20 protein-coding genes are annotated in these 20,645 nt (G+C 39.7%); 5 read left to right on the top strand and 15 right to left on the bottom strand.

The annotated features are described in order from the left end of the window. Nucleotides 1-194: 194 nt before the first annotated feature. The 3 genes from XEN7305_RS12030 to XEN7305_RS12020 form a co-directional block, all read right to left on the bottom strand. The gene (locus XEN7305_RS12030; protein WP_006509702.1) at nucleotides 195-1,775 is read right to left on the bottom strand and encodes an alpha-amylase family glycosyl hydrolase; all 1,581 of its coding nucleotides are present in this window, start codon (nucleotides 1,773-1,775) and stop codon (nucleotides 195-197) included. Nucleotides 1,776-1,894: 119 nt separating this feature from the next. Beyond that, a complete protein-coding gene (locus XEN7305_RS12025; RefSeq protein ID WP_006509701.1) occupies nucleotides 1,895-3,217 on the bottom strand; it encodes a DUF2330 domain-containing protein in 1,323 nt (440 codons plus the stop codon). Between the two features lie 88 nt (nucleotides 3,218-3,305). Further along, nucleotides 3,306-4,190 carry an RnfABCDGE type electron transport complex subunit D gene (locus tag XEN7305_RS12020; protein WP_006509700.1) on the bottom strand — a complete coding sequence of 295 codons (885 nt, stop codon included), beginning with the start codon at nucleotides 4,188-4,190 and terminating at the stop codon, nucleotides 3,306-3,308. Nucleotides 4,191-4,612: 422 nt separating this feature from the next. On the opposite strand from XEN7305_RS12020, the gene XEN7305_RS12015 reads away from it, so the two are divergent. After that, a complete protein-coding gene (locus tag XEN7305_RS12015; protein WP_006509699.1) occupies nucleotides 4,613-5,005 on the top strand; it encodes an AbrB family transcriptional regulator in 393 nt (130 codons plus the stop codon). A 478-nt stretch (nucleotides 5,006-5,483) separates the two neighbouring features. On the opposite strand, the gene rpiA is transcribed toward XEN7305_RS12015, so the two are convergent. From rpiA to XEN7305_RS11980, 7 genes are all read right to left on the bottom strand, one after another. Continuing rightward, the gene (gene rpiA / locus XEN7305_RS12010) at nucleotides 5,484-6,194 is read right to left on the bottom strand and encodes a ribose-5-phosphate isomerase RpiA (RefSeq protein ID WP_006509698.1); all 711 of its coding nucleotides are present in this window, start codon (nucleotides 6,192-6,194) and stop codon (nucleotides 5,484-5,486) included. Nucleotides 6,195-6,469: 275 nt separating this feature from the next. Then, nucleotides 6,470-6,922, bottom strand: a complete 453-nt coding sequence (locus tag XEN7305_RS12005; RefSeq protein WP_006509697.1) for an RNA-binding protein — start codon at nucleotides 6,920-6,922, stop codon at nucleotides 6,470-6,472. 319 nt (nucleotides 6,923-7,241) lie between these two features. Further along, nucleotides 7,242-8,429: a glycosyltransferase family 4 protein gene (locus tag XEN7305_RS12000; RefSeq protein WP_006509696.1), complete on the bottom strand. Its 1,188-nt coding sequence runs from the start codon at nucleotides 8,427-8,429 to the stop codon at nucleotides 7,242-7,244. 56 nt (nucleotides 8,430-8,485) lie between these two features. Beyond that, nucleotides 8,486-9,256 (bottom strand): 1-(5-phosphoribosyl)-5-[(5-phosphoribosylamino)methylideneamino]imidazole-4-carboxamide isomerase, encoded by a 771-nt coding sequence (gene hisA, locus XEN7305_RS11995; protein WP_006509695.1) that lies wholly within the window; start codon nucleotides 9,254-9,256, stop codon nucleotides 8,486-8,488. A 34-nt stretch (nucleotides 9,257-9,290) separates the two neighbouring features. Beyond that, entirely contained in the window at nucleotides 9,291-10,109 is an 819-nt protein-coding gene (locus XEN7305_RS11990) for a carbon-nitrogen hydrolase family protein (RefSeq protein WP_006509694.1), read from the bottom strand. A gap of 88 nt (nucleotides 10,110-10,197) precedes the next feature. Next, nucleotides 10,198-10,605, bottom strand: a complete 408-nt coding sequence (gene cdd / locus XEN7305_RS11985; RefSeq protein ID WP_006509693.1) for a cytidine deaminase — start codon at nucleotides 10,603-10,605, stop codon at nucleotides 10,198-10,200. A 3-nt stretch (nucleotides 10,606-10,608) separates the two neighbouring features. Then, nucleotides 10,609-11,301, bottom strand: coding sequence for an MBL fold metallo-hydrolase (locus XEN7305_RS11980; RefSeq protein WP_006509692.1), 693 nt, complete (start codon nucleotides 11,299-11,301; stop codon nucleotides 10,609-10,611). 213 nt (nucleotides 11,302-11,514) lie between these two features. Between XEN7305_RS11980 and XEN7305_RS11975 the strand changes: the two genes are divergently transcribed. The 3 genes from XEN7305_RS11975 to XEN7305_RS11965 all read left to right on the top strand — a co-directional run bounded on the left by XEN7305_RS11975 (nucleotide 11,515) and on the right by XEN7305_RS11965 (nucleotide 16,595). Beyond that, nucleotides 11,515-13,020 (top strand): site-2 protease family protein, encoded by a 1,506-nt coding sequence (locus XEN7305_RS11975; protein ID WP_006509691.1) that lies wholly within the window; start codon nucleotides 11,515-11,517, stop codon nucleotides 13,018-13,020. 73 nt (nucleotides 13,021-13,093) lie between these two features. Then, nucleotides 13,094-14,656 carry a WcbI family polysaccharide biosynthesis putative acetyltransferase gene (locus XEN7305_RS11970; RefSeq protein WP_006509690.1) on the top strand — a complete coding sequence of 521 codons (1,563 nt, stop codon included), beginning with the start codon at nucleotides 13,094-13,096 and terminating at the stop codon, nucleotides 14,654-14,656. A gap of 106 nt (nucleotides 14,657-14,762) precedes the next feature. Next, complete coding sequence (locus XEN7305_RS11965; protein ID WP_006509689.1) at nucleotides 14,763-16,595, top strand: bifunctional serine/threonine-protein kinase/formylglycine-generating enzyme family protein; 1,833 nt, start codon at nucleotides 14,763-14,765, stop codon at nucleotides 16,593-16,595. A 29-nt stretch (nucleotides 16,596-16,624) separates the two neighbouring features. Here XEN7305_RS11965 and folP read toward each other — a convergent pair whose 3' ends face one another. Then, nucleotides 16,625-17,458 (bottom strand): dihydropteroate synthase, encoded by an 834-nt coding sequence (gene folP, locus XEN7305_RS11960; protein WP_006509688.1) that lies wholly within the window; start codon nucleotides 17,456-17,458, stop codon nucleotides 16,625-16,627. Nucleotides 17,459-17,478: 20 nt separating this feature from the next. Beyond that, nucleotides 17,479-18,036, bottom strand: coding sequence for a hypothetical protein (locus XEN7305_RS11955; RefSeq protein WP_006509687.1), 558 nt, complete (start codon nucleotides 18,034-18,036; stop codon nucleotides 17,479-17,481). Nucleotides 18,037-18,330: 294 nt separating this feature from the next. Between XEN7305_RS11955 and XEN7305_RS11950 the strand changes: the two genes are divergently transcribed. Beyond that, nucleotides 18,331-18,909, top strand: coding sequence for a hypothetical protein (locus tag XEN7305_RS11950; RefSeq protein WP_144053254.1), 579 nt, complete (start codon nucleotides 18,331-18,333; stop codon nucleotides 18,907-18,909). A 235-nt stretch (nucleotides 18,910-19,144) separates the two neighbouring features. Here XEN7305_RS11950 and XEN7305_RS11945 read toward each other — a convergent pair whose 3' ends face one another. From XEN7305_RS11945 to XEN7305_RS11935, 3 genes are all read right to left on the bottom strand, one after another. Beyond that, nucleotides 19,145-19,759, bottom strand: coding sequence for a hypothetical protein (locus XEN7305_RS11945; protein WP_006509685.1), 615 nt, complete (start codon nucleotides 19,757-19,759; stop codon nucleotides 19,145-19,147). A 329-nt stretch (nucleotides 19,760-20,088) separates the two neighbouring features. Beyond that, nucleotides 20,089-20,310, bottom strand: coding sequence for a type II toxin-antitoxin system HicB family antitoxin (locus XEN7305_RS11940; protein ID WP_006509684.1), 222 nt, complete (start codon nucleotides 20,308-20,310; stop codon nucleotides 20,089-20,091). Then, the gene (locus XEN7305_RS11935) at nucleotides 20,300-20,542 is read right to left on the bottom strand and encodes a type II toxin-antitoxin system HicA family toxin (RefSeq protein ID WP_006509683.1); all 243 of its coding nucleotides are present in this window, start codon (nucleotides 20,540-20,542) and stop codon (nucleotides 20,300-20,302) included. The genes XEN7305_RS11940 and XEN7305_RS11935 overlap by 11 nt, the downstream gene beginning before the upstream one ends. Between the last annotated feature and the right edge of the window lie 103 nt (nucleotides 20,543-20,645).

Here is a 20,645-nt window from a genome sequence, read left to right as displayed (position 1 = left end):
AATTATGATACTGTCAACTTGTAACACCTTAATAGTTAAGTGTTAACGAAAATTAACTAAAATCTCGTTTCAACTGAAGATTAAGAATTCAGCTATTAGCCCTTAGACTTCCATTTTACAGGAGTTAAGGCTAATCCCATAGCTATAGTACCCAGAATGCCGAGAGAAGTGAAACCACACCAATTCTATTAAATTTAGATATTAATTTGTCCGAAATCGATCAACTTACATTCATATCCTGACAAGCTAATTCCCTTTGCCGAATCGGAATATTTATGAGCACTAGTATTAAAAAGACAAGCCAAACTTTCTTCCTCAGAGGAACGAACATATCCGACCAAAGGTTCGGGTAATTGCAAAACCTGGAAATCACCTTTTTGCAGAGCAGAAGAGTTCATCCTTTCTAAGAAAACTGCCCTTATTCTTGCCAAGTGTGATTCTAAATCCAATTCTTGAAGATCAACTGCATAATCCGAAAAATTAGGATCAACAGGAAGAAAAGGTTTGACTCCCGCTGCGGTAAATCCTCCATTGGGGGCATCAGCAAGCCAGGGCATTGGTGAGCGACAGCCATCACGACCCGCCCAATCTACATCTTCAATCTCATCGACAACATTTGTCTGCCGCAAGCCCAATTCATCTCCGTAATAATGCATATATGGGCCTGGTAGACCTGAGATAAATCGCGTGTAATTTACGCTGGCATGGGGATCATTAGTTTCGGGAAAGAGACGTGATGCCATTCTTTGAAAATCATGGTTGCCACTAACCTGGCATAATCCGCCTTTACTAAAGTAACTTTGGATATTAACTAGTAGCTCTTTTGTCGCACTGTAGTCTAGTGGCTCTTCTCTTAAATTGGAACCAGTGTAGACGAGATGGGACCTGGGAACTCCTGACCCAGAAAAATTATAACTTCGCCCTATCCGCATCGAATCATCAGCCGCTACCACCTCAGCTAACATAATCGTGTTGTATCTATCCGCAATAGTTCTCAATTTTTCCATGAATATTTTACTTTCAGGGCGATTGAGATGAGTTAGCTCAAACTTTGCTAGTTCACTATCATGATGAAAACCATCGGGGATGACATTATCAGTACGAATTTTTAGATCTTGGAGATATTGATCATCTGACATAAATCCCACCGCATCAAGACGAATGTGAACATCTTTCTTCGCCCAAAATTCAAAAATATCGCATAAATATTGCTGCACCCCTTCATTATGTAGATTGAGATTAGGTTGATTGATAGCGAATTGATGCAGATAATATTGGTTTCTGGTGGCGCTATATTCCCAAGCACTACCATTAAAATAAGACACCCAATTATTTGGTACGCCGTCATTTTCGGAATGAGCATCTGCCCAAATATACCAATCTCGATATGTTGCATGGTCGGGATGCTGGCGATCGCAACTAGCCTGGAAATAGGGATGCTGATCGGATGTATGACCTGGAACGAGATCAATCATCAGATGCATATCATTTTGCCAACAAGTATCTCTGAGTCGTTGAAAATCTTCTATGGTGCCAAAGCGAGGATCGATCGCAAAAGGGTCGATAATATCGTAACCATTATCAACCATCCCTGTTTTGAAAATAGGGTTCAAATACAAGCAGTCAGCCGAAAGGGATTTGATATAGGGAATTTTCTCAATGATGCCCTGCAAATCTCCAACTCCATCACCATTAGTATCATTAAAAGTTAGAGGATAAACGTGATAAATTAAGGCGGATTTCCACCAGTTGGGATTTTCTAAGTTGCTGACCACAAGTATTTACCAGATGTGAAAATTGAACTTTGGCCCTATTCTCCCATGTTAACGTAGGTTTTAACGTCGTTTTGCTCTTAAAGGCAGGAGACTTACGCTTTCTGCTCTCTGCCTTCGTTTCAATTCCACAAATTGCGCCACCAAGGTTGCTCAGAGTTCTCCGCTTCAACCGAAATGAATTCGATTTTGTTCCGAATTTCGTTGAGATCCCAGCCCGTGAGACTGGCTAGAGTTTGGGCTTCAGTTTCTTGTCTGTTTTGAACCGATCGCCGATAGTCTTGCCCTGCATCACAACTTATTTGCCCGCGAAAAGGATGACGAACCACATAACGGCCTTGGAATAATTGACGGTTACTGGTTTCTTGAAAAATTAAATCTTCGGGGAATTTATCACGGCTATAACGAACGTGAAGACGAGTAATAAAGACATTGCCCCGAGAACCTGCATTGAGCCAAAATACCCCAGCTTGTTTTAATTCTTCTTGATTTAAAGGTTGAGCTGAACAGGGATCGCAACTTGCCATATCCCAGGCATATTCGAGGAAGGCAACTTGTTTATTTTCCTTTTCATAGGATTTTTGCAACATACTGGTAAAGAAGTCGGGAAATTCTTGTTGGACAAATTCGGGAATCTCGACATCAGAAGGAATTTTGACAGTACGGTAATTAGTTAGTTCAATTTGTCCTTTGGGAGAGAGCAGATAAACAATCAAGTCTTGATCTCCTTGGGCATTAAGCATCCCTAAGCGAATCGGTAACATGAATTTAGGTGATTCGAAAGCCATTGAAAGCGGCCGCAGTTTCTGAAATCCACTATTGTCAAATTCTTCGAGATTAACTTTGGCGACAAAGAATTTAAGATCTTGATTGATGTAGGGCTGCAAAAGTGAACTTGCTCCTTGCGGGATGTTATATCCGTTTTGGATTAGCCAAGTTTCTAAGCCGTCGGATTCTTTGGCACTGAGAATCACGATCTCGTATTCGCCGACAGTAAATTGTTCTTCTATGGTTACACCTAAAGAATCTTCGGCAATTGATTGGGGTTTTTTTTGTGCAGCAGAAGATTCGAGTCTATTTTCGCTTTGAAAGAATACTTGAGGGTTACAGGGATCGGGATCGAAATACTCTACTAATCTCGGCGCACTAAAATCGTCTAATCTTTTGATAATTTCTGGCTTGCCAACATTAACCTGTTCTTCTTTTAAAATTACTGGAACGGGTACAACCATCGCAAAATCTTTAACTTCCCCTTGATAGTCATTAGCCATAGTGAGGACTGTTCTTTGTCCATCTCTAGCAATAACCACTTGAGAGGCTTGATTGTATAAATCTGTATCTGCTTTGGCGACATAAAAGCCGCAAAATGCTTGTACTGGTTGGATGCAAATGATAAATGCGATCGCAAACCCCAACATAGATAACCAGACTCTCATAAATTTCATAATTCAAAGCTCTTAATTTTTAATTTTCAATTTTCAAACTCGCGCATTCCTTAGCGGATTACAAATCCGCAGGGTCGCTCGTCAATTTTCAATTAACAAAATTTCTTTTCCAAGTAAATCTCGGTGCTGACCAAACCATATCCAACAAAACAGTCAAAGGCGAAATAATGAACAATGCCCAGAAAACAGCTGTTGAAAGATAAAAGTAATTCTGTAAGACAAAGGTCAATATTGCGATCGCGATCGCCCATAACAATCTTCCAGCTAAGGCATTGGGAATCGATCTCGGGTCGGTCAACATAAATAAAGCAAACAACAATAAACTGCCACTAGACAATTGATGCAACCAAACATCGCCAGTCCAACCCAACCAAAAATCCCTGAGCAGTTCTAACCCCCCATAGGTCAGGAAAAAAGCCACACTAGTATCCCAACGCCCAACTTTTTTGAGCACTACGCCTCCCGCACCGGCAAATAATAATAAATACCACCAATCTGTACCCCATTGGCCAGGAGATACCCAAGCATCATTAGTCAAAATTAAAGCAGCGATAATGCCAAAATTAGCAGGATTGAAAAAATGCTTACTTCGCCAACGGAACAAAAATTTACTTGCGATCGCTAAAGTTCCAGCGAGGATCATCGTCTGATAACTATTGCCCCGCAAAAGTAAACATAAGCCTAAGGCAGTAATGGCCGCACTTCGCAAAGAAGCCAAAACTTTGGGACTAGTCCCACAACCAATCAGCTCATGAATCATCAATTTAGGTTCAGCATCTAGATGCCAACTTAAATATGATTGATCCTTTCTTTTGGCCAATTGAACCAGAGAAGAAAGCACCCACTGAGTAATTAAACAACTTAGGGCGATCACGATAATCAAAACAGGTTGTAAAGTCCAATCTCGACTACAAATCCCTAGAAAAAAAAAGCTAGTGAGAAAAATAATTTGGTAATTTCGAGTATCCTGCATAATTGTCTACGGTATAGTTAACAACGACTGACATTGAGATTAACTCTATTTCATTAATTCCAGTTCCCTCCACTATCTCTCTAGTTCAAACTAAATTCACCCTAGGTTACGGTTCTGGTAACAACAAGATATTTATTTTTTCTTATCAAGACTTTTGAATTTTAAATTTTGAATTTTGGCTTTGGCACAAGGATCTGGCAACATTTTTTAAGCAATCTTCTTGGCTTATTAAAATGGGAGTTTCGACCTTTTGAATCTAACTATAAAGTAGAAATATGCCCAGCATAGTTTTGAAAAAAAACAAATTTCTTAAAAAAAATGGATTTTTTTTGATATTTAACGGTATATTTTTTATAATGCCAATTATATTCTGCTATCCTAATTAGTAATCATCTAAAAATAAGAGCAACATTCAGAAAAATATGAGTGAAACTGCAACAGCCGCCTTAACAGGAAAAGCCTTGCTTCAAAAAGTAAAAGAGTTATCCCATTTACCCAGAAGGGAAACTGCAAAACGTTGTGGATATTTTACTGTCACTAAAGATAACCAAACTCGCGTAAACTTAACTGATTTTTACGATGCAGTACTTGCGGCCAAAGGTGTTCCCTTAGACCCAGAAGGAGCTAAAGATGGTCGCGGTCGCGAACCTACTTATCGTGTCAGTGTGCACAAAAATGGTCAAATTGTTATTGGTTCTACCTATACCCAAGCGATGGGACTTAAAGAAGGGGATAAGTTTGAAATCAAACTAGGATACAAGCATATTCACCTCAAACAGCTTGATGAAGACGGAAATGCCAACGAAGAAACTTAAATCCTAGTTCTAGATATTTAGCGGAATAATCACCTTTGCTATCAAGGGTGATTTTTATTTGAAGTAAAAATTATGAATCCCTAATGATGAACTGCTAAAACCGAAAATTATGATTCTTGAGCCATTTCAGTTGCGAGAATTATTTTCGTCAGATAAATTTTTTGTTTAGGATGATTTAAACTTTACACATCCATCACTTATTAACTTGATTAAGGTGATTAATGGCTAATATTATCTTTTTTCAGGATTTACCTACATGCCTAACACTCAATACCTAAAATCTGTCTCCTACATTTCTTTGAATTTTGCCAAGTCCTGTAGATTTATGCCTTGGTAAGTCAAACAGGCAAAAAAATAGTCACTGGCAGTATAACGCAAAGTTATTACCAGCAACTTAAGTTCGCGGTCTTAAACGATTGTCTTTGGGATCAGGTTTTCTCTTGACTGTTGCCATTTCCCTGGCGTGTAGCGCTATATTTTACATTTCCCGAACTGTTGGTTGACCATCTTTGATCTCACCTACCAAGACAATATCTGTCACCCCAACAAACAAACCATTTTCTAACACTCCAGGAATGTTGTTGATTGTTTTTTCTAATTCTTCTGGATTAGTAATCTCATCGAATTTGACATCAACTACTAGGTTCCCTTGATCCGTGACCACTGGGCCAGCTTTTTTGATTCCCATGCGTAAACTAGGTTCGCCGCCCAATTTTTTAAGAGCATTCATCGCAGGAGTGATTGCCATGGGAATAACTTCGACAGGGAGCAGAAAAGTAGAGCCTAGTTTATCTGTTAGTTTGCCACTATCAACCACTACAATAAATTCCGTTGCTAGAGAATCTACTACTTTCTCCCGAGTATGAGCTGCCCCACCACCTTTAATAAGATTTTTCTGCGGATCAACTTCATCAGCACCGTCGATCGCAACATCAATATGATCTACTGCATCCAAAGTTGTTAAGGGTATATTGTATTTTTTTGCTAGGACTTCGGCCTGAAAAGATGTGGGAATTCCTACAATATTTTTGATTTCCCCCTGAGAGAGGCGATCGCCTAGATACTCGATCGCATAGGCAGTAGTTGAACCGGTCCCCAAACCGACAATAGAATCTGATTTGACTCGATTTGCCGCGGCTCTCCCCACTTCTTGCTTCATAACAATAATGGGGTCAGTAATATCGCTCATCTGTAGAGAACTCCTTAAAAAAATATTTGTGATTGGGAATAATGATTATCTTGTTAACTAATCAATCAAGAACACATAAGCTGCAAAGTAATAGCTAAATTCAGGTAAAAGTATTAAAGAAAGGCACAAAAAAACTCCAGCTCAGAATAATTCCTTAGCCTTTCCTTATGATTGTTTTTCACTTTTTTTGCTAATCTTTTCGTTGATGGGGTCCTAAAAACTATCAACCAATTAGATTGTAAGACAACCGACTTCTAGTAAATCCAAGATAGTGATTAATTATTGGCAGCAGCTAGCATTTCTTTTAACTGAGCTAATTTATCTGCCCAACGAGGATCTGGCTGTACTGAATCTTGACGAGCATTACCTGAAGCACTACCAGCTTTTTTAGTCCGTTGTTTGTTATTTTTTCTTTTAGCTCCAGTACCCGCACTAGCAGAATTTTCTGCCTCCTCTTCTTCTTTGGTTTTTCCTTTAGAACGAGGTAAAGCTTTCTCAATCTTTAGCGGACTTTCCATAAAAGATTGGCCATTATATTTTTCAATAAACTGGTCAGCCATTTCATCAGTCGGAACAGTAACAAAAGCAAATCCTCTACATTTGCCAGTCTTACGGTCTTTGATAAGTTTTGTTGAAACCTGTTGATCATCATCAGCAAACATAGCTACTAATGCATCTTTCTCTATGGCTTCTTTGGGTAAATTACCTACGTATAAACGAACTGACATTAAGATATGCCTCCCAAGCTAAATTAATTTAAAGTTAAACGTGATGTGTCAGATGAGCAGTCTAGTTATTAAGATTGACCAGAATTTTAGTTTAGTCTGCAAAAATTCTCTCATAATACCGATCATTCGATAAAGTTTTTATCTCATATGATTTTGGCCCAGCCCAAATAGAATTCTCCTATAACTAATTGATCAGGTTAAAGATCTAATCTGGATAATGAGCCAACTTCTTCGATATAAAAACATACTTAAACTTTCGGTCTTTTATAATTATTACAGAATGTTTCCCTCTGTGAAAGTTGATTATTAATGTTCCGGCTTACCAGGCTACTAGGGACCTCTCTTTAACTACTTTTTTATATACGTCGATGGTTTGGTTCGCTAGCTTTCTCCAACTAAAATGAGTCTCTAATTCTGCATAAGCATTCTTCACTAAAAAATTTGCATATGCATTATCCCTCAGGACTTTGACGATTCCCCAAGCTAGGGAATCAGGGTTGTTGGCATAGGTTACGACCCCTGTTTTATTATGTTTGACAACTTCCGGCAGACCTCCTGTATTAGAAACCACCACCGGAACTCGGGAGGCAAAACTCTCTAGGGCGACAATGCCAAAAGGTTCGTAAAGACTAGGAAAAACAGCACAATCGGCAACAGTTTGAAATTTATCTAAGTCCTGATCTGCCATGAATCCTGTAAAGTAGCATTGATCCCAAATGCCTAAATCCCAAGCTTGTTGTTTGAGTTGATCCGTATTGCCACCACCAATAATGACAAATTTGACCTTGCCTTGAAGATCCCAGAGAACCTGTGGCGCCGCGTTTAATAACACAGAAACTCCTTTTTCATAAGCCATGCGTCCTACATAGTAAACTATTTTTTCGTCATCGCCAGCAAAATTACGACGCAGTGCCATTTTTTCTGATGCGGCAAGATGGACTTTTTTCTCTGGGCGAATGCCATTATAGATTACATGGATTTTATCCCAAGGTGTTTGTAAAGCGCGCTCAACTTCTTGGCGCATATATTGACTACAAACAATAACCTTCCAGGAATTGTGAGCTAGGGATTGTTCTTTATTGTGAATATATTTTTGTCCCTCTTGATAAATTCCATTATTACGACCATATTCGGTAGCATGAATAGTTGCAATCAAGGGTATTTTGAAGTTATGCTTAAGGGCGATCGCCGCATCGCCAACTAGCCAGTCATGGGCGTGAATCAGGTCAAAATGTCCTACTTCGGAGATCAGATTGCCGCCATAAGCACCCATGCTTTCATTCATATTGGTGACCCAATGGAAAAAATCATGGCCATGAGCCACAGCTACTCGATGAATATGAATTCCTTCAATCACTTCATAGATAGCTGCATTGTCAACTTCAACTGTTATCAGATGAATTTCATAGCCTAAGGCCACTATTTCCGGATACAATTCTGCTACGTGACGGGCAATACCGCCCACCAGACGAGGTGGAAATTCCCAGGCTAATACTAGAATTTTCATCACTTAAGTTAATTATCACCTAAACAGTTAACATTTAACATTCAGTATTTAACAGATCAGGCAAAGGTAGAAAAACCGCCGGGGGGAATATCCTGTAAACGACCATTGCCCACTGCTTGGACGGCTTCAGTGAGATTGACATCTCCAGTATAAATGGCCTTGCCGATGATCACCCCGGTGACCCCTAAAGGCTCCAAGGCAAGCAGGCCAAGCAAATCGGTCAAAGAACTAACTCCTCCAGAAGCAATTACAGGAATTTCAATCGCAGTGGCTAATTCTCTAAGAGCCTCTATATTGGGGCCTGTCATAGTTCCATCACGATGAATATCAGTATAAATAATAGCAGCAGCCCCAGCAACCGTCATTCTCTGGGCCAAATCAGTTGCCAAAATTTCCGAGGTTTCTAGCCAACCTCTAGTCGCAACCTTGCCTTGCCGGGCATCGATGCCCACGACAACTTGCCCAGAAAACTCTTGGCATAATGCCTGAACCAACTCAGGTTGCTCTACAGCGACAGTTCCGACAATACAACGTTGTACTCCTAAATCGAGTAATCGAGCCACCGAATCGCGATCGCGTAAACCCCCGCCAACCTGTACCGGAATTGATATTGCTGCCACAATTGCTTCGAGCGCCGCTAGATTTGCGGTTTTGCCCTCTTTTGCCCCGTCTAAATCGACAACATGAATTCTGGTGGCTCCTTGTTCGGCCCAACTACGAGCTACCGTTGCGGGATTGTCATTAAATATTTCCGAGCGCTGATAATCGCCTTGATAGAGACGAACGCATTTACCATCTAATAAATCTATTGCTGGGATAACTTCCATAATTTGTTCATAATCTGATTACATTAAGCGAACATTAAGCAAATATGCGATGTTGTAAAGAAGGCATTTGTTGACGTACTTGTAATAGACGCTCAGGATTAATTTCTGCTACTACTATTCCAGGTTGAGATCCTGCATCGGCCAAGATAGTTCCCCAGGGATCGATAATCATGGCGTGACCATGAGTATAGCGTCTTTCGTAATGATTTCCTGTTTGGGCGGGAGCTAGGACATAACAAGTATTTTCGATCGCCCTTGCTTGGAGCAAAACTTGCCAGTGATCCTTGCCTGTAAAGGCCGTAAAAGCAGCCGGAATGAATAAAACATCAGCATTCTGACGGGAAAGATGACGGTATAGTTCGGGGAAACGCACATCATAACAAATTGATAACCCAATATTGCCCAAGGTAGGAGAGGCATAAACCTCGGGTAATTTTTGGCCCGCCATGACAGTGCTCGATTCTTGGTAAGTATTGCCATCAGGAACATCCACATCAAAAAGATGAACTTTTTGGTAACGAGTCAATTCTTGTCCATCAGGATTAATTAAAAAAGCAGTGTTACAAGCTTTTGTCGGGTCTTCTGCCACGGGTATGGGATGACCACCTCCCAAAATATGGATTTGGAAGCGACGGGCCATTGTCTTAAGAAATTTGTCTGATTTGTTCGCAATCTCCACAGATCTGGCTATCTTGTCGGATTCTTTCCCCAAAAAAGCAAAATTCTCTGGTAATCCTACTATCTCGGCTCCTTGCCGTACAGCTAATTCGATCAATTCTTCTGCCTCGACTAGATTTTTATCTAGATCGGGTTTACTTGTCATTTGAATAGCAGCAGCAATATATGATTTCATCACGTATCAGGAGTATTTGCAGTTGTCCTAATATAGAATATAGCTTTCTGTCGCAGATTTTTAAAAAAGTAGCAAAGTTCAACTTAACTTAAAACGAAAATCCTTGAGGTAAAAGCTCTGCAAGGGTTGAGATTTCCACGCCTTTTTGTCCGAGAAAGATGACAATAGTATTTTTATCGGCAAATTCGGCGATGACTTGTCGGCAAGCGCCACAGGGAGAACAGGGAATTTGTCGTTTGTTGGCGATCGCGACCGCCTGAATCTTCATTTGCTGACCACCTTCGGCTGCCACGGCAGATGCGATCGCATTGCGTTCGGCACAGATAGTCAGACCATAGGAAATATTTTCGACATTGCAACCAGCAAAAATATTTCCCTGCTGAGTCAGCAAAGCAGCTCCCACCGGAAATTGGGAATAGGGAGCATAGGAATTTTGATAGGCTTGTTGCGCCGTTTTCCAGAGTTGGCTTTGTTGTGCTTCTGTAATGCTTTCCAATTTTTAATTTTTAATTTTTAATTGTTCCAGGTCTAAACTCTCCAATTTACGATAAGCATCATCAACATAGCCCTGACCTCTTAGATAACCAGTATTGGCCCCTGGGAGAATATATTTAAGAGTGTCTTCGGAAAAGCGATCGCGCAATTTGGCAACAGATTTAATTTGCCGCCACCAATGGAAAGTTTTCGCTGTTCGCAAAGGTACAATTTCTTGGGCAGATTTGGGTAGTAAATGTCGACCCGTAAACAAAATCCCCCCTTCTTGGTCGCAATAAACACAAGCCGATCCAGGAGAATGACCAGGAGTCCAAATAAGCTCTATTCCTGGAGCTAAGGTTAGTGAATCACCAAAAGATTTCACTTTGGTCTCTGGTAACAAATAGGCTTCTTGTTCTTGGACAGTCACCTCACAGCTCAAAGCCTCCTGCATCTGTCGAACTTGTTTACCCATGCCACCTCGATGGGTAAAAATTAGCCAGCGAACTCCTCCCCTTTCTTGTAACCACTCATGGTGATCTTCATGCCAGGCAGGGCAATCGATGAGGATGTTACCAGTTTCTTGGGCAATAAAATAAGCTGTACCACCCAAACTGTCTCGGTTAGGCGCAAAGGCAAAGATTCTCGATAGAATAGGACGAGGGGGTTTATTATGGCTGGGAGGGCTGGCAGTCAGATCTATCAAATTTTCGGGCATTCTAAAATATGAAGGATAGCAATGTGATGCATACTATACATTGCATTCTATAGTAAATTAGCTCTAAGTTCTAAGCTCTAAGATCTAGGCTAGATAAATTAGATAAAAATTTCTAATTTCTTTTTTTAGGTGCAGAATTTTTCCCTAACACCTAACACCTAACACCTAACACCTAACACCTGTGCCTAAAGGCGCGAAGCACTAGTAACTGCAATGAATCTTTGGTTTGTTTTAATCCTACTTAGTCTGATTACCTATTTTGTTGTTCAGCATAATATTCGCAATATCACGAAAACACCAGTCTGGTTATGCTGGTTTGTCATGATGTTGCCAGCATTTATCTGGACAGCTTGGACTTATTTTTTAGGAGAAGAAAACCCCATACCGCTAGTCGTATTGTTGGTTCCTCTTCTAATTTGTCCTCTGCTTTATAGCTGGTTGATCCAAATTGGTAAACCCCAAGTGGACAAGTCTTTGGGATTTTCAAAAAAAACAGAAATCATTACAGAAACAGAACAGAAGACTGACAAAACGAAGACTACTAAAAATAATATTGTTAGGCCGATTAACAATCAGGAAGAAAAAGCGCTACGAGATTGCTTTCCTTGGAATGTTTATTATTTACAGCAAATTGATTATCGACCCCAAGCAATACTCTGTCGTGGCAAGTTGAAAACCATTCCCGAGCAAGCTTACAAAAAAATAGAGGAGAATATTGCCCAGGTATTTGGCGATCGCTTTTTTGTGATTTTCCAAGAAAGTTTACAGGGCAAGCCATTTTTTGCTTTAGTTCCCAATCCTCAGGCTAAAGTCAAAGACCAAGCAAAAACAGCAGCTAATGAGGTTAGCAATCCAGGGTTTGCCATTTTATTGATGTTCGTAACAGCTATCACAACAACCCTCGCAGGAGTTGAAATTAGCGGTATTGCGCCCGAACAATTGCAAAGCGACCCTAATTTAATTTGGCAAGGGGCGACCTATAGCATTGCTTTGATGCTAATTTTAGGAATCCATGAACTTGGTCATTACTTAGCTGCTCTTTACTATAAAATTCAAAGTTCTTTACCCTATTTTGTGCCCTTTCCTCCCACGATATTTGCGGGAACTCTGGGTGCTTATACCCAAAGGAAATCTCCTATTCCCCATCGCCAAGCCTTATTTGATGTTGCCCTATCGGGAATTGTGACAGGTTTGGCAGTTACTATCCCAGTTTTATTATGGGGCTTAGCTCATTCAGAAGTTGTCCCGGTGGCAACTGCTAATGTTTTTGATTTTGATGCGGTCAATCCTCGTTTTTCTTGCTTCTTGGCCTTGCTGACAAAAATAGCGCTGGGTAGTCAATTCACTCCAGAAATGGCAATTAATCTGCATCCTGTAGCTGTTGCAGGATATCTAGGTTTATTGATCATCGCAGTTCATCTGATGCCTGTCGGTCAACTCGATGGCGGGCAGATTGCCCATGCAGTATTTGGCCAAAGAACTGCGATCGCAATTGGGCAGATCGCTCGCATTTTAGCAATTCTATTTGCCTTAATAAATCCTTCATTCTGGATTTGGACAATTATTCTCTGGTTTATGCCCTTACTTGACCAACCAGCATTAAATGATATTACAGAGCTTGATAATTGGCGAGATTTCCTGGGTTTAGCTGTTCTCACTTTGTTACTAATAATAGTTCTACCTTTGCCCATCACAGTTGCCAATTGGCTAAATATTTAGGAAATTGAAAATTAAAAAGTCATTAGTCACTAAAATAATTTCGTTAGTAGTAGCAAAACAGGATTAATAGGTAATGAAAAAATGTTTAATTTATGGAAACTGTCAGATAAAGCCATTACGAGAAATTTTGCAAAGTAATACTAACTTTCAGAATCAATATCAGTTCATCGAGCTTGAACCAGTTCATTTATTAGATAAATCTGATGTTGCAGATTTAGAAGCTAAAATTTTTCAAACTGATTTGTTTATTCATCAATTAGTATCTGATAATTATCAAGAAATCGAACAATTTGGGACAAATTATTTACGTAAAAACTTACCATCTAGCTCTAAAGTGATCGCAATTCCTGGGGCTTATTTCACTGGCTATCACCCCGCAATAATAAGCTTTAAAAATGAAGAAGGGAACAAGTCCAATGAACCCTGTGATTATCATGATGTAAATTTATTATACCTATTCGACCGAGGTAAAACTGTCAATGAAACAATTTCGTTAATTCAGCAAGCTAACTTTTATCAACCTCAATATGTTATTAATAATGTTATTAACACTCTGAATGAATTACGTCGTCGAGAAGTTGAGTTAGATATCACCATTTCAGATTTTATTGAAAAAAATTACCGAAGACAAAAATTATTTCATACAATTAATCACCCTGGAAACACTGTTCTTAATTACCTAGCTAACTCTATTTTAAAACTGCTAGATTTGCCTCCAAATAGTCAAGAGTTTCAGTCAGAAATCTTAGATTTTACAAGATTTCCTATTTATCCTTCTGTCGCTCAAGCATTAAAGCTTAATTTTGATTTTGACTCTGAGTATTGTATTCAAGGAGAAATTTTAAATTTACAACAAACAGTAGAGTTGTTTTTTAATTTTTATAATGATAATCAAGAATTAGTCAAATTAAACATTCTCCAAAATCAGGATAAATATGCAATCACTGTTTGCGGTATTCAGGTAAGTTCTGCTCAAGCTTTTCAATCTCAAATATTGGATGGTCAACACAATGATTTAGAAGATAGTGAACATTTACTAGAATATATTCGCGAACAGACTTTTGCAGACTTGTTAGATTTAGCCGAACAACATTGTAAAAATAATTTGTATCAAGAAGCAATTACTTTGTGTCAGGCAGCTTTGAAAATCGAAGAAAATAGTGTTGAAGGTTGGCGACAATTGGCTTATTTTTATGAGGCTCAAGGGAATATTCAATCAGCCATTGCAGCTAGCGATCGCGCTATGGAAATTGATCCCCAGCAAGCAGATAGTACTATTCATCAAGCAAGATTATTAGAATCACAAGGTGATTATTCTGCTGCTAAGGAGTTATACCAAGAAGCGATCGCATTAGATGAAGATCAACCTCCCTGGGTGTACAGACATCTAGGTAATGTTCTATTAGAAGAAGACAATTCTACTGATGCTATTATTGCCTATCAAAAAGCGATCGCTTTAAATCCTGATTTTGGTTCTCAAATTTATCTTAGTTTAGCGGATGCTTATCGACAAGAAAAACAATGGCAACAGGCTAAGAATTCTTATGATCAGGCTTTAAAAATTAATCCTGGGTTGCAAAATCAAGTTGAGAATGAAATTCAAACTTTACCTGAGCTGCGCGGAAGTAATAAGTAATGATCTTTGCCTGAACATGAGGGGGATTTGATAACTGATTTCCCATTGCCGTTTTTCCTTATTTGTTGCTATAAAAGTTGAATATTCGGTTATTCAATAACATCATATGACTCAGTGTCTTAACCCGGAGTGTCTGCAAATAAATCCAGAAGAGGCAGAATATTGTCAAGACTGTGGCGCACAATTACTATTAGCTGATCGCTATCGTGCTTTACGTATTTTGGGGAAAGGTGGTTTTGGGCGGACTTTTTTAGCTGTTGATCAATCAAAGTCTAGCAATAACTCCTGTGTCATTAAACAGTTCCTCCCTGATATTAAAAGTAAAAAAGGTCTGAGGAAGGCGGCAGAACTATTCAAGAGAGAGGCAATGCGTCTCAATGAACTGGGAAAACATAATCAAATTCCCGAATTATTAGCATTTTTTAATCAAGAATCAAGGCAATATTTAATTCAAGAATTTATTGACGGAGAAGATTTATTAAAAGAACTGCAACGCAAAGGAGTTTTTAGTGAGCAACAAATTAGAGAGCTTCTCAATGACATGTTAGCCGTATTGGGATTTGTTCATGACAATCATGTGATTCATCGGGATATTAAACCAGAGAATATTATTAGAAGAAGGGCAGACAAAAAGTTAGTTCTAGTGGATTTTGGGGCAGCAAAAGAAGCTGAATCGGGACGAGATCCCTCCGTTACAGGGACAATTATTGGCTCGGCGGCCTATATCCCCCCAGAACAGGCAGTGGGGAAGCCTCAATTTGCCAGCGATCTCTATAGTTTGGGTGCAACTTGTCTCCATTTACTCACGAATATTGAACCAACGGAATTATTTGATGTAGCCGAAGGAGAATGGATTTGGCGAGAATATTTAGAGGACAATGACATTAGTTATGAACTAAGTCGTGTTTTAGATAAATTGGTCGAAGGTGCTACGAAAAGACGTTTTCAAACAGTAGAAGAAGTTTTACAGTCTTTGTCTGGGAGAGGATTAGCCCCTACTATTCGTAAAGCCAAGGGAAATGCTGTTAGTCGCCATTCTAAAGCTAGCAATCGAGGGCAATCTGCAACAGTAGCCAACAAAAAAATCTCGCCAAAGAATTTGGATTTAAAAATAGCTGAGTATGTTTTTCTGACTCTCAAGCCGAATGATTCTTTGATAATCAATAAAAAATCTCCGCTAAAAAAGTTTCAACATAACGGAAAAGCTAAATATATCACGATTGATTTGGGCAAGGGTGTCACGATGGATTTAATCGGGATTCCTGGTGGTAAATATTTGATGGGCTCCCCAAAAGATGAACCAGAAAGAGCCAGTGATGAAGGGCCACAACATCAGGTGACGATTCGTCCTTTTCTGATGGGCAAGTATCCTGTGACTCAAGCACAATGGCAAGCCATTATGAAGAAGAATCCGGCTCGGTTTACTGATGAGCCGGAGAATCCTGTAGAAAAGGTCTCCTGGTTTGACTGTCTTGATTTTTGTGATCGATTGTCCGAGAAGTTGGGTCGTGCCTTTCGCTTGCCGACAGAAGCTGAATGGGAATATGCCGCTCGGGCTAAAAGTACAACTCCCTTTTTTTGCGGAGAAACCATAACTACAGAATTAGCTAATTATAATGGCGAATATACTTATGGCATTGAGCTCGAAGGAGAATATCGTCATAAAACTACAAAAGTTGGCAGCTTTTCTCCAAATCGATTTGGATTATATGATATTCATGGAAATGTTGCTGAATGGTGTGAAGATTCTTGGCACGATGATTATCAGGAAGCGCCCAGGAATGGAGAGCCTTGGTCGGATGATAATAGTTCAGAAAAAGTTCTAAGAGGCGGTTCTTGGTTGCATCTGCCTGGTAGTTGTCGTTCCTCTCAGCGCTTGAGTTCCGCAGGAAATAGCAAGTCGGATGCTTTTGGTTTTCGCATTGCCTCCAGTGTTTGAATGTTTGAAATTAATCACAAAGTGCAAAATTAACGATAAATTGCATCAGCTACGCGAGATACATCGTATATTTCTGCGACATCATGGATTCTTAAGATATCGGCACCAGATATAATCGCACTACAGCAAGTTGCCGCAGTTCCCCAAACTCTTTTTTGCGGTTCTGGTTGGTTAATAATCTTGCCAATAAAACTTTTTCGGGATGTCCCGACTAAAATTGGTACTTTTAAGCTTTTCAACTCCGATAGTCTGCGTAATAATTCCAAGTTTTGCTCCAAGTTTTTGGCAAATCCAATTCCTGGATCGATAATGATTTTAGAAGCATTTACCCCACACGCGATCGCTTTTTGAATTTGACAATTGAGAGATTCCATAATATCTGAGACTAGATCTTGATAATCCGTCATTTGTTGCATTGTTTGAGGAGTTCCCCGCATATGCATCAAAATAATCGGCACATCTAGACGAGCAGCGACAGGGAACATTTCTGGGTCGAAGGTTCCCCCAGAAATATCGTTGATTAGATCTGCTCCAGCCGTGATCGCATCTTGGGCAATCTGAGCTCTGGTGGTATCGATGGAAATCGGAATCGAAAATTGCTCACGAATTGCTTTGATTACAGGAATTACCCGATTAAATTCTTCGCTTACGGAAATCTGGGACGCACCCGGACGAGTGGATTGACCACCAATATCAATGATATCTGCGCCATTGTCAATCATGTATGTAACCTGTGCGATCGCAGACTGGAGATTATTAAATTGTCCCCCATCACTAAAGCTGTCAGGAGTTAGGTTCAGAATTCCCATTAAATAGGTTCTCTGACCCCAATGAAAATCATGTTCTCTAATAGTTAATGTCATTTGCCCTCTGTCCTCTGCCTTCACAGAAGACTACTCGCTGTTGAGATCGTCCAAAAATCTATCAACAAAAGAACTAGCGTAAAACCTAATAAAATCAGATACATCCAAGGTTGAGCTAGAGGGCGAACATCGGTCGTATCAATTCCTGTCTTCTCCTCGACAATAGTGACCATCTTGGCAAAACCAGCAATTCGCATCGGTAATAAGTATGCCTTATCTCGTTCTACTGTAATGAAATAATAGACTAGGCCGCCTTGTCCTGTCGTCCGCATTTTCAAACCTGCTATCTGATTCCAGTTGAGAAACCAACGTTGATAAAAAAACTTGGGAATCCAACTAGGATAGGTTACCTGAATTTTCTCTTCATCCAAAATGACCTGCTGACTGAGAGCTGCATAAACAACAATCGCCCCTAAACCAATACCCACGGATAAGAAATTGCTCGGAACTTGCGCGGCAGTTGCTTCGGCAAGAAATGGCAAAGGAATGGTTAAAGCAGCATATAGCAAAAGTAGAGTGATCCGGATTAGGGGTGAGATACTGAAAATATTGATTGTTGATGATTGATTGTCTGTCATAAAATGAATGTTAACGGGTTTTTTACCAACCAACAGGAGATACTTAGATTTTAGCTAAGTTTGATAATGTTATCAGTTTTAATCGCTCAGATCATATTGGCTTTGGTAATTGCATTCCTTCTTAGCTTGCGCGATCGCGATAGAGGAAATTAACAGAGAAGCTGATAACCGCGATCAGAGGCATTAAAAAGAGCTACTTAATACTAGTTCTAGAATCTCAAGGGAACTATTCTTGATGTTGGTCTGCAAGAGTTTCAGAATTTCTTTTCGGAAGTGGTTAAGGATGTGGGAAACGTGGGCCAACTGCTGTTAAATATGGTGGGGAATTTTGCCCGATCCATTGCTAATATCTTCGCGAAAAAAGCGGCTAGCAGTATATTCAGTGTAGTTTTCAAGACGGCTGTTTCCAGCCTTAGCGAGGGTGGGACGATTGAGAATTTTGAGGAAGGAGGAACGGTTGAGAATAGGATTGTTCCGACACCAATTAGCGACAAGCTTCAGCAAATTTCTGCACCGATTCGTAATGCTTTTCGTCGCGAGGGAAATGGTGGGAGATTAGCGGTATTCACCCCAGGGGAAGAGGTTTTATCGATTAAAACTGGGGAAGCTGGGAGATACCAAGGGCTTAAGCGGGAGCTAGGGATTAACCCGCTGGGAAGAATCTTTGCTGGTAATTTCTTAGATGGCGGGACAATTGAGGCCAATTTGCTAGCTGGCTTGGATTATAGATTACCTGAGATTAATATTCGAGCTTTGGAAGGACGCGATCTGTCCGCACAAAATAATACCAAAATCTATAATTTAAGTTCGACTTTTGTTAGTCCTGACCTTGATAGCTTTAAGGCCTCAGAATACCAAAGACAACAGGAATAAATTGAGCGGCTACAGCGCTTAAGCAATAAATAAATTATCCTTCTAACTCAATAAGAAATGCTATCTAACGGTCTTGCACAGGAGCGCGAAAGGCTACCTGAAATCTAAATAGATAACGTATGAACTGAGCTTCCTTTGAAACAGAAGGTTGGGAGATGCGGAAACATAGAATTAAATTAGTAGCGCCGAAGATTGAAACGACGAAGATTATACCCATTTTCTATCTGTTATCTTATTAAGGAGTATCTGAAGCTACTATCGTGTTAGTGGTTCCATCAGGAGAAGTAATGGTAACAGTGACCTTACTTTTTTCACTTGTGGCATTAGCAGTAGTCCCGTGGGGATATTTGACCGTTTCACTCTTCTTATTATTGACTGATGTATCAGTTGTAGTTGGTGTATCTGACGGTAATACGGGTCTTGTTGCTCCGTTGTTAGCGTTTGGGTTGCAAATCGGTGCCCCTCTGTGGGTAATAGAAGCATTTCCCACTTCTCTATTAGTTGAGGTGCCATTTGTACACTCTTCTCTCACGTTAATGACAATCATGTAAATAGGTGTGATACACAAGAACCTTTTTGTGTCTGAATTAAAACCTTTGCTTTCTATGTTAATTATGGTGGTTACAGTACAGGTTTGCTGACCTTTAGAGTATGTTTTGGTAATGGTATCTGTGCGTGGAACACCCGGATCAAATAGCTGCGTGGTTGCATCCGGATTTAGAATGATATCTGGAAAGATACCAACCACACCTAAACTTGTGATGATCAAAGCAAATCTATCTGATAGCTGTCCGATCTGTGTCTCTAGTTCTATGATCCGGTCATGCTCACTTTTGTATTGTTCCGGCATTACTAGATCCTCCTTTGTATATTCACTTAACGTTTTTGCGTTGACAGTTACGACGGGACTCTAAGCACAGAAACCTTCCTTATATTCATCCCATATATAAAAAAAACTAAAGAATTTTTCTGCATATTCGCCTTGCAGCAATGTCTAGGTAATTCTCTCTATATAAACGCCTGGTCTTTGCTGTTCTAACCAAATAATAATATCCAGAAATTTCAAAATATTATTTTATAGAAAAACTTAAAAAAAATACATACAATTAACCAAATCTAATTTAAACTTTAGATCCCTCTTTCCAAAATGCGATCGTCTAAGATACGGCAGATTTTTGCTTAAGCCACTTCTAATGATGCTAAACCCGGCTCTGGTAAAGGCAAATTTCTTTCTTGATAAGACTCGATCAATAGTTCCAAAATCTCTCTGCCATTTTTGGCAGCTTCTTCGTAAGTCTCTCCATGAGTAGACCATTTTTGTCCTGGAAAATCTGGCAACGCCACAAGATAAATATTATCTTCATCACTCCATTGAATAATCATTTGATATTTAAGACTCATTTTCTTTTACCTCTCTGATTGCTCTTTTAACATCTTGTTCTTGATAACGTTGAGCATCTTTGCCATCTTTTCCTGAAAGAGTGATACTACCATTGTAAAGAGGATGCGCCCAAACAGTATGACTGCCCTTGCCACGTCTTGGAATCTGAGTAAACCCAGCCTTCAACAACACAGCAATTCCAAATTCGAAAGTAACAGGGGATACAGAACTAGGCTTACGGTAGCGCAGCAAGATAGAAAAAAGTCAGAAATCAAGAGTGAGCTAATTTATGGAAGTCAAAGCGCTTAGTTTCACAGTGCTTTTAGGATATATAGAGACAGTCATCGAGACATTG

The sequence above is a fragment of the Xenococcus sp. PCC 7305 genome (assembly GCF_000332055.1).
In the GTDB taxonomy this organism is placed as follows: domain Bacteria; phylum Cyanobacteriota; class Cyanobacteriia; order Cyanobacteriales; family Xenococcaceae; genus Xenococcus.
Note: the sequence above shows the minus strand (reverse complement) of the source record. Positions and strands in the feature narration are given on the sequence as shown.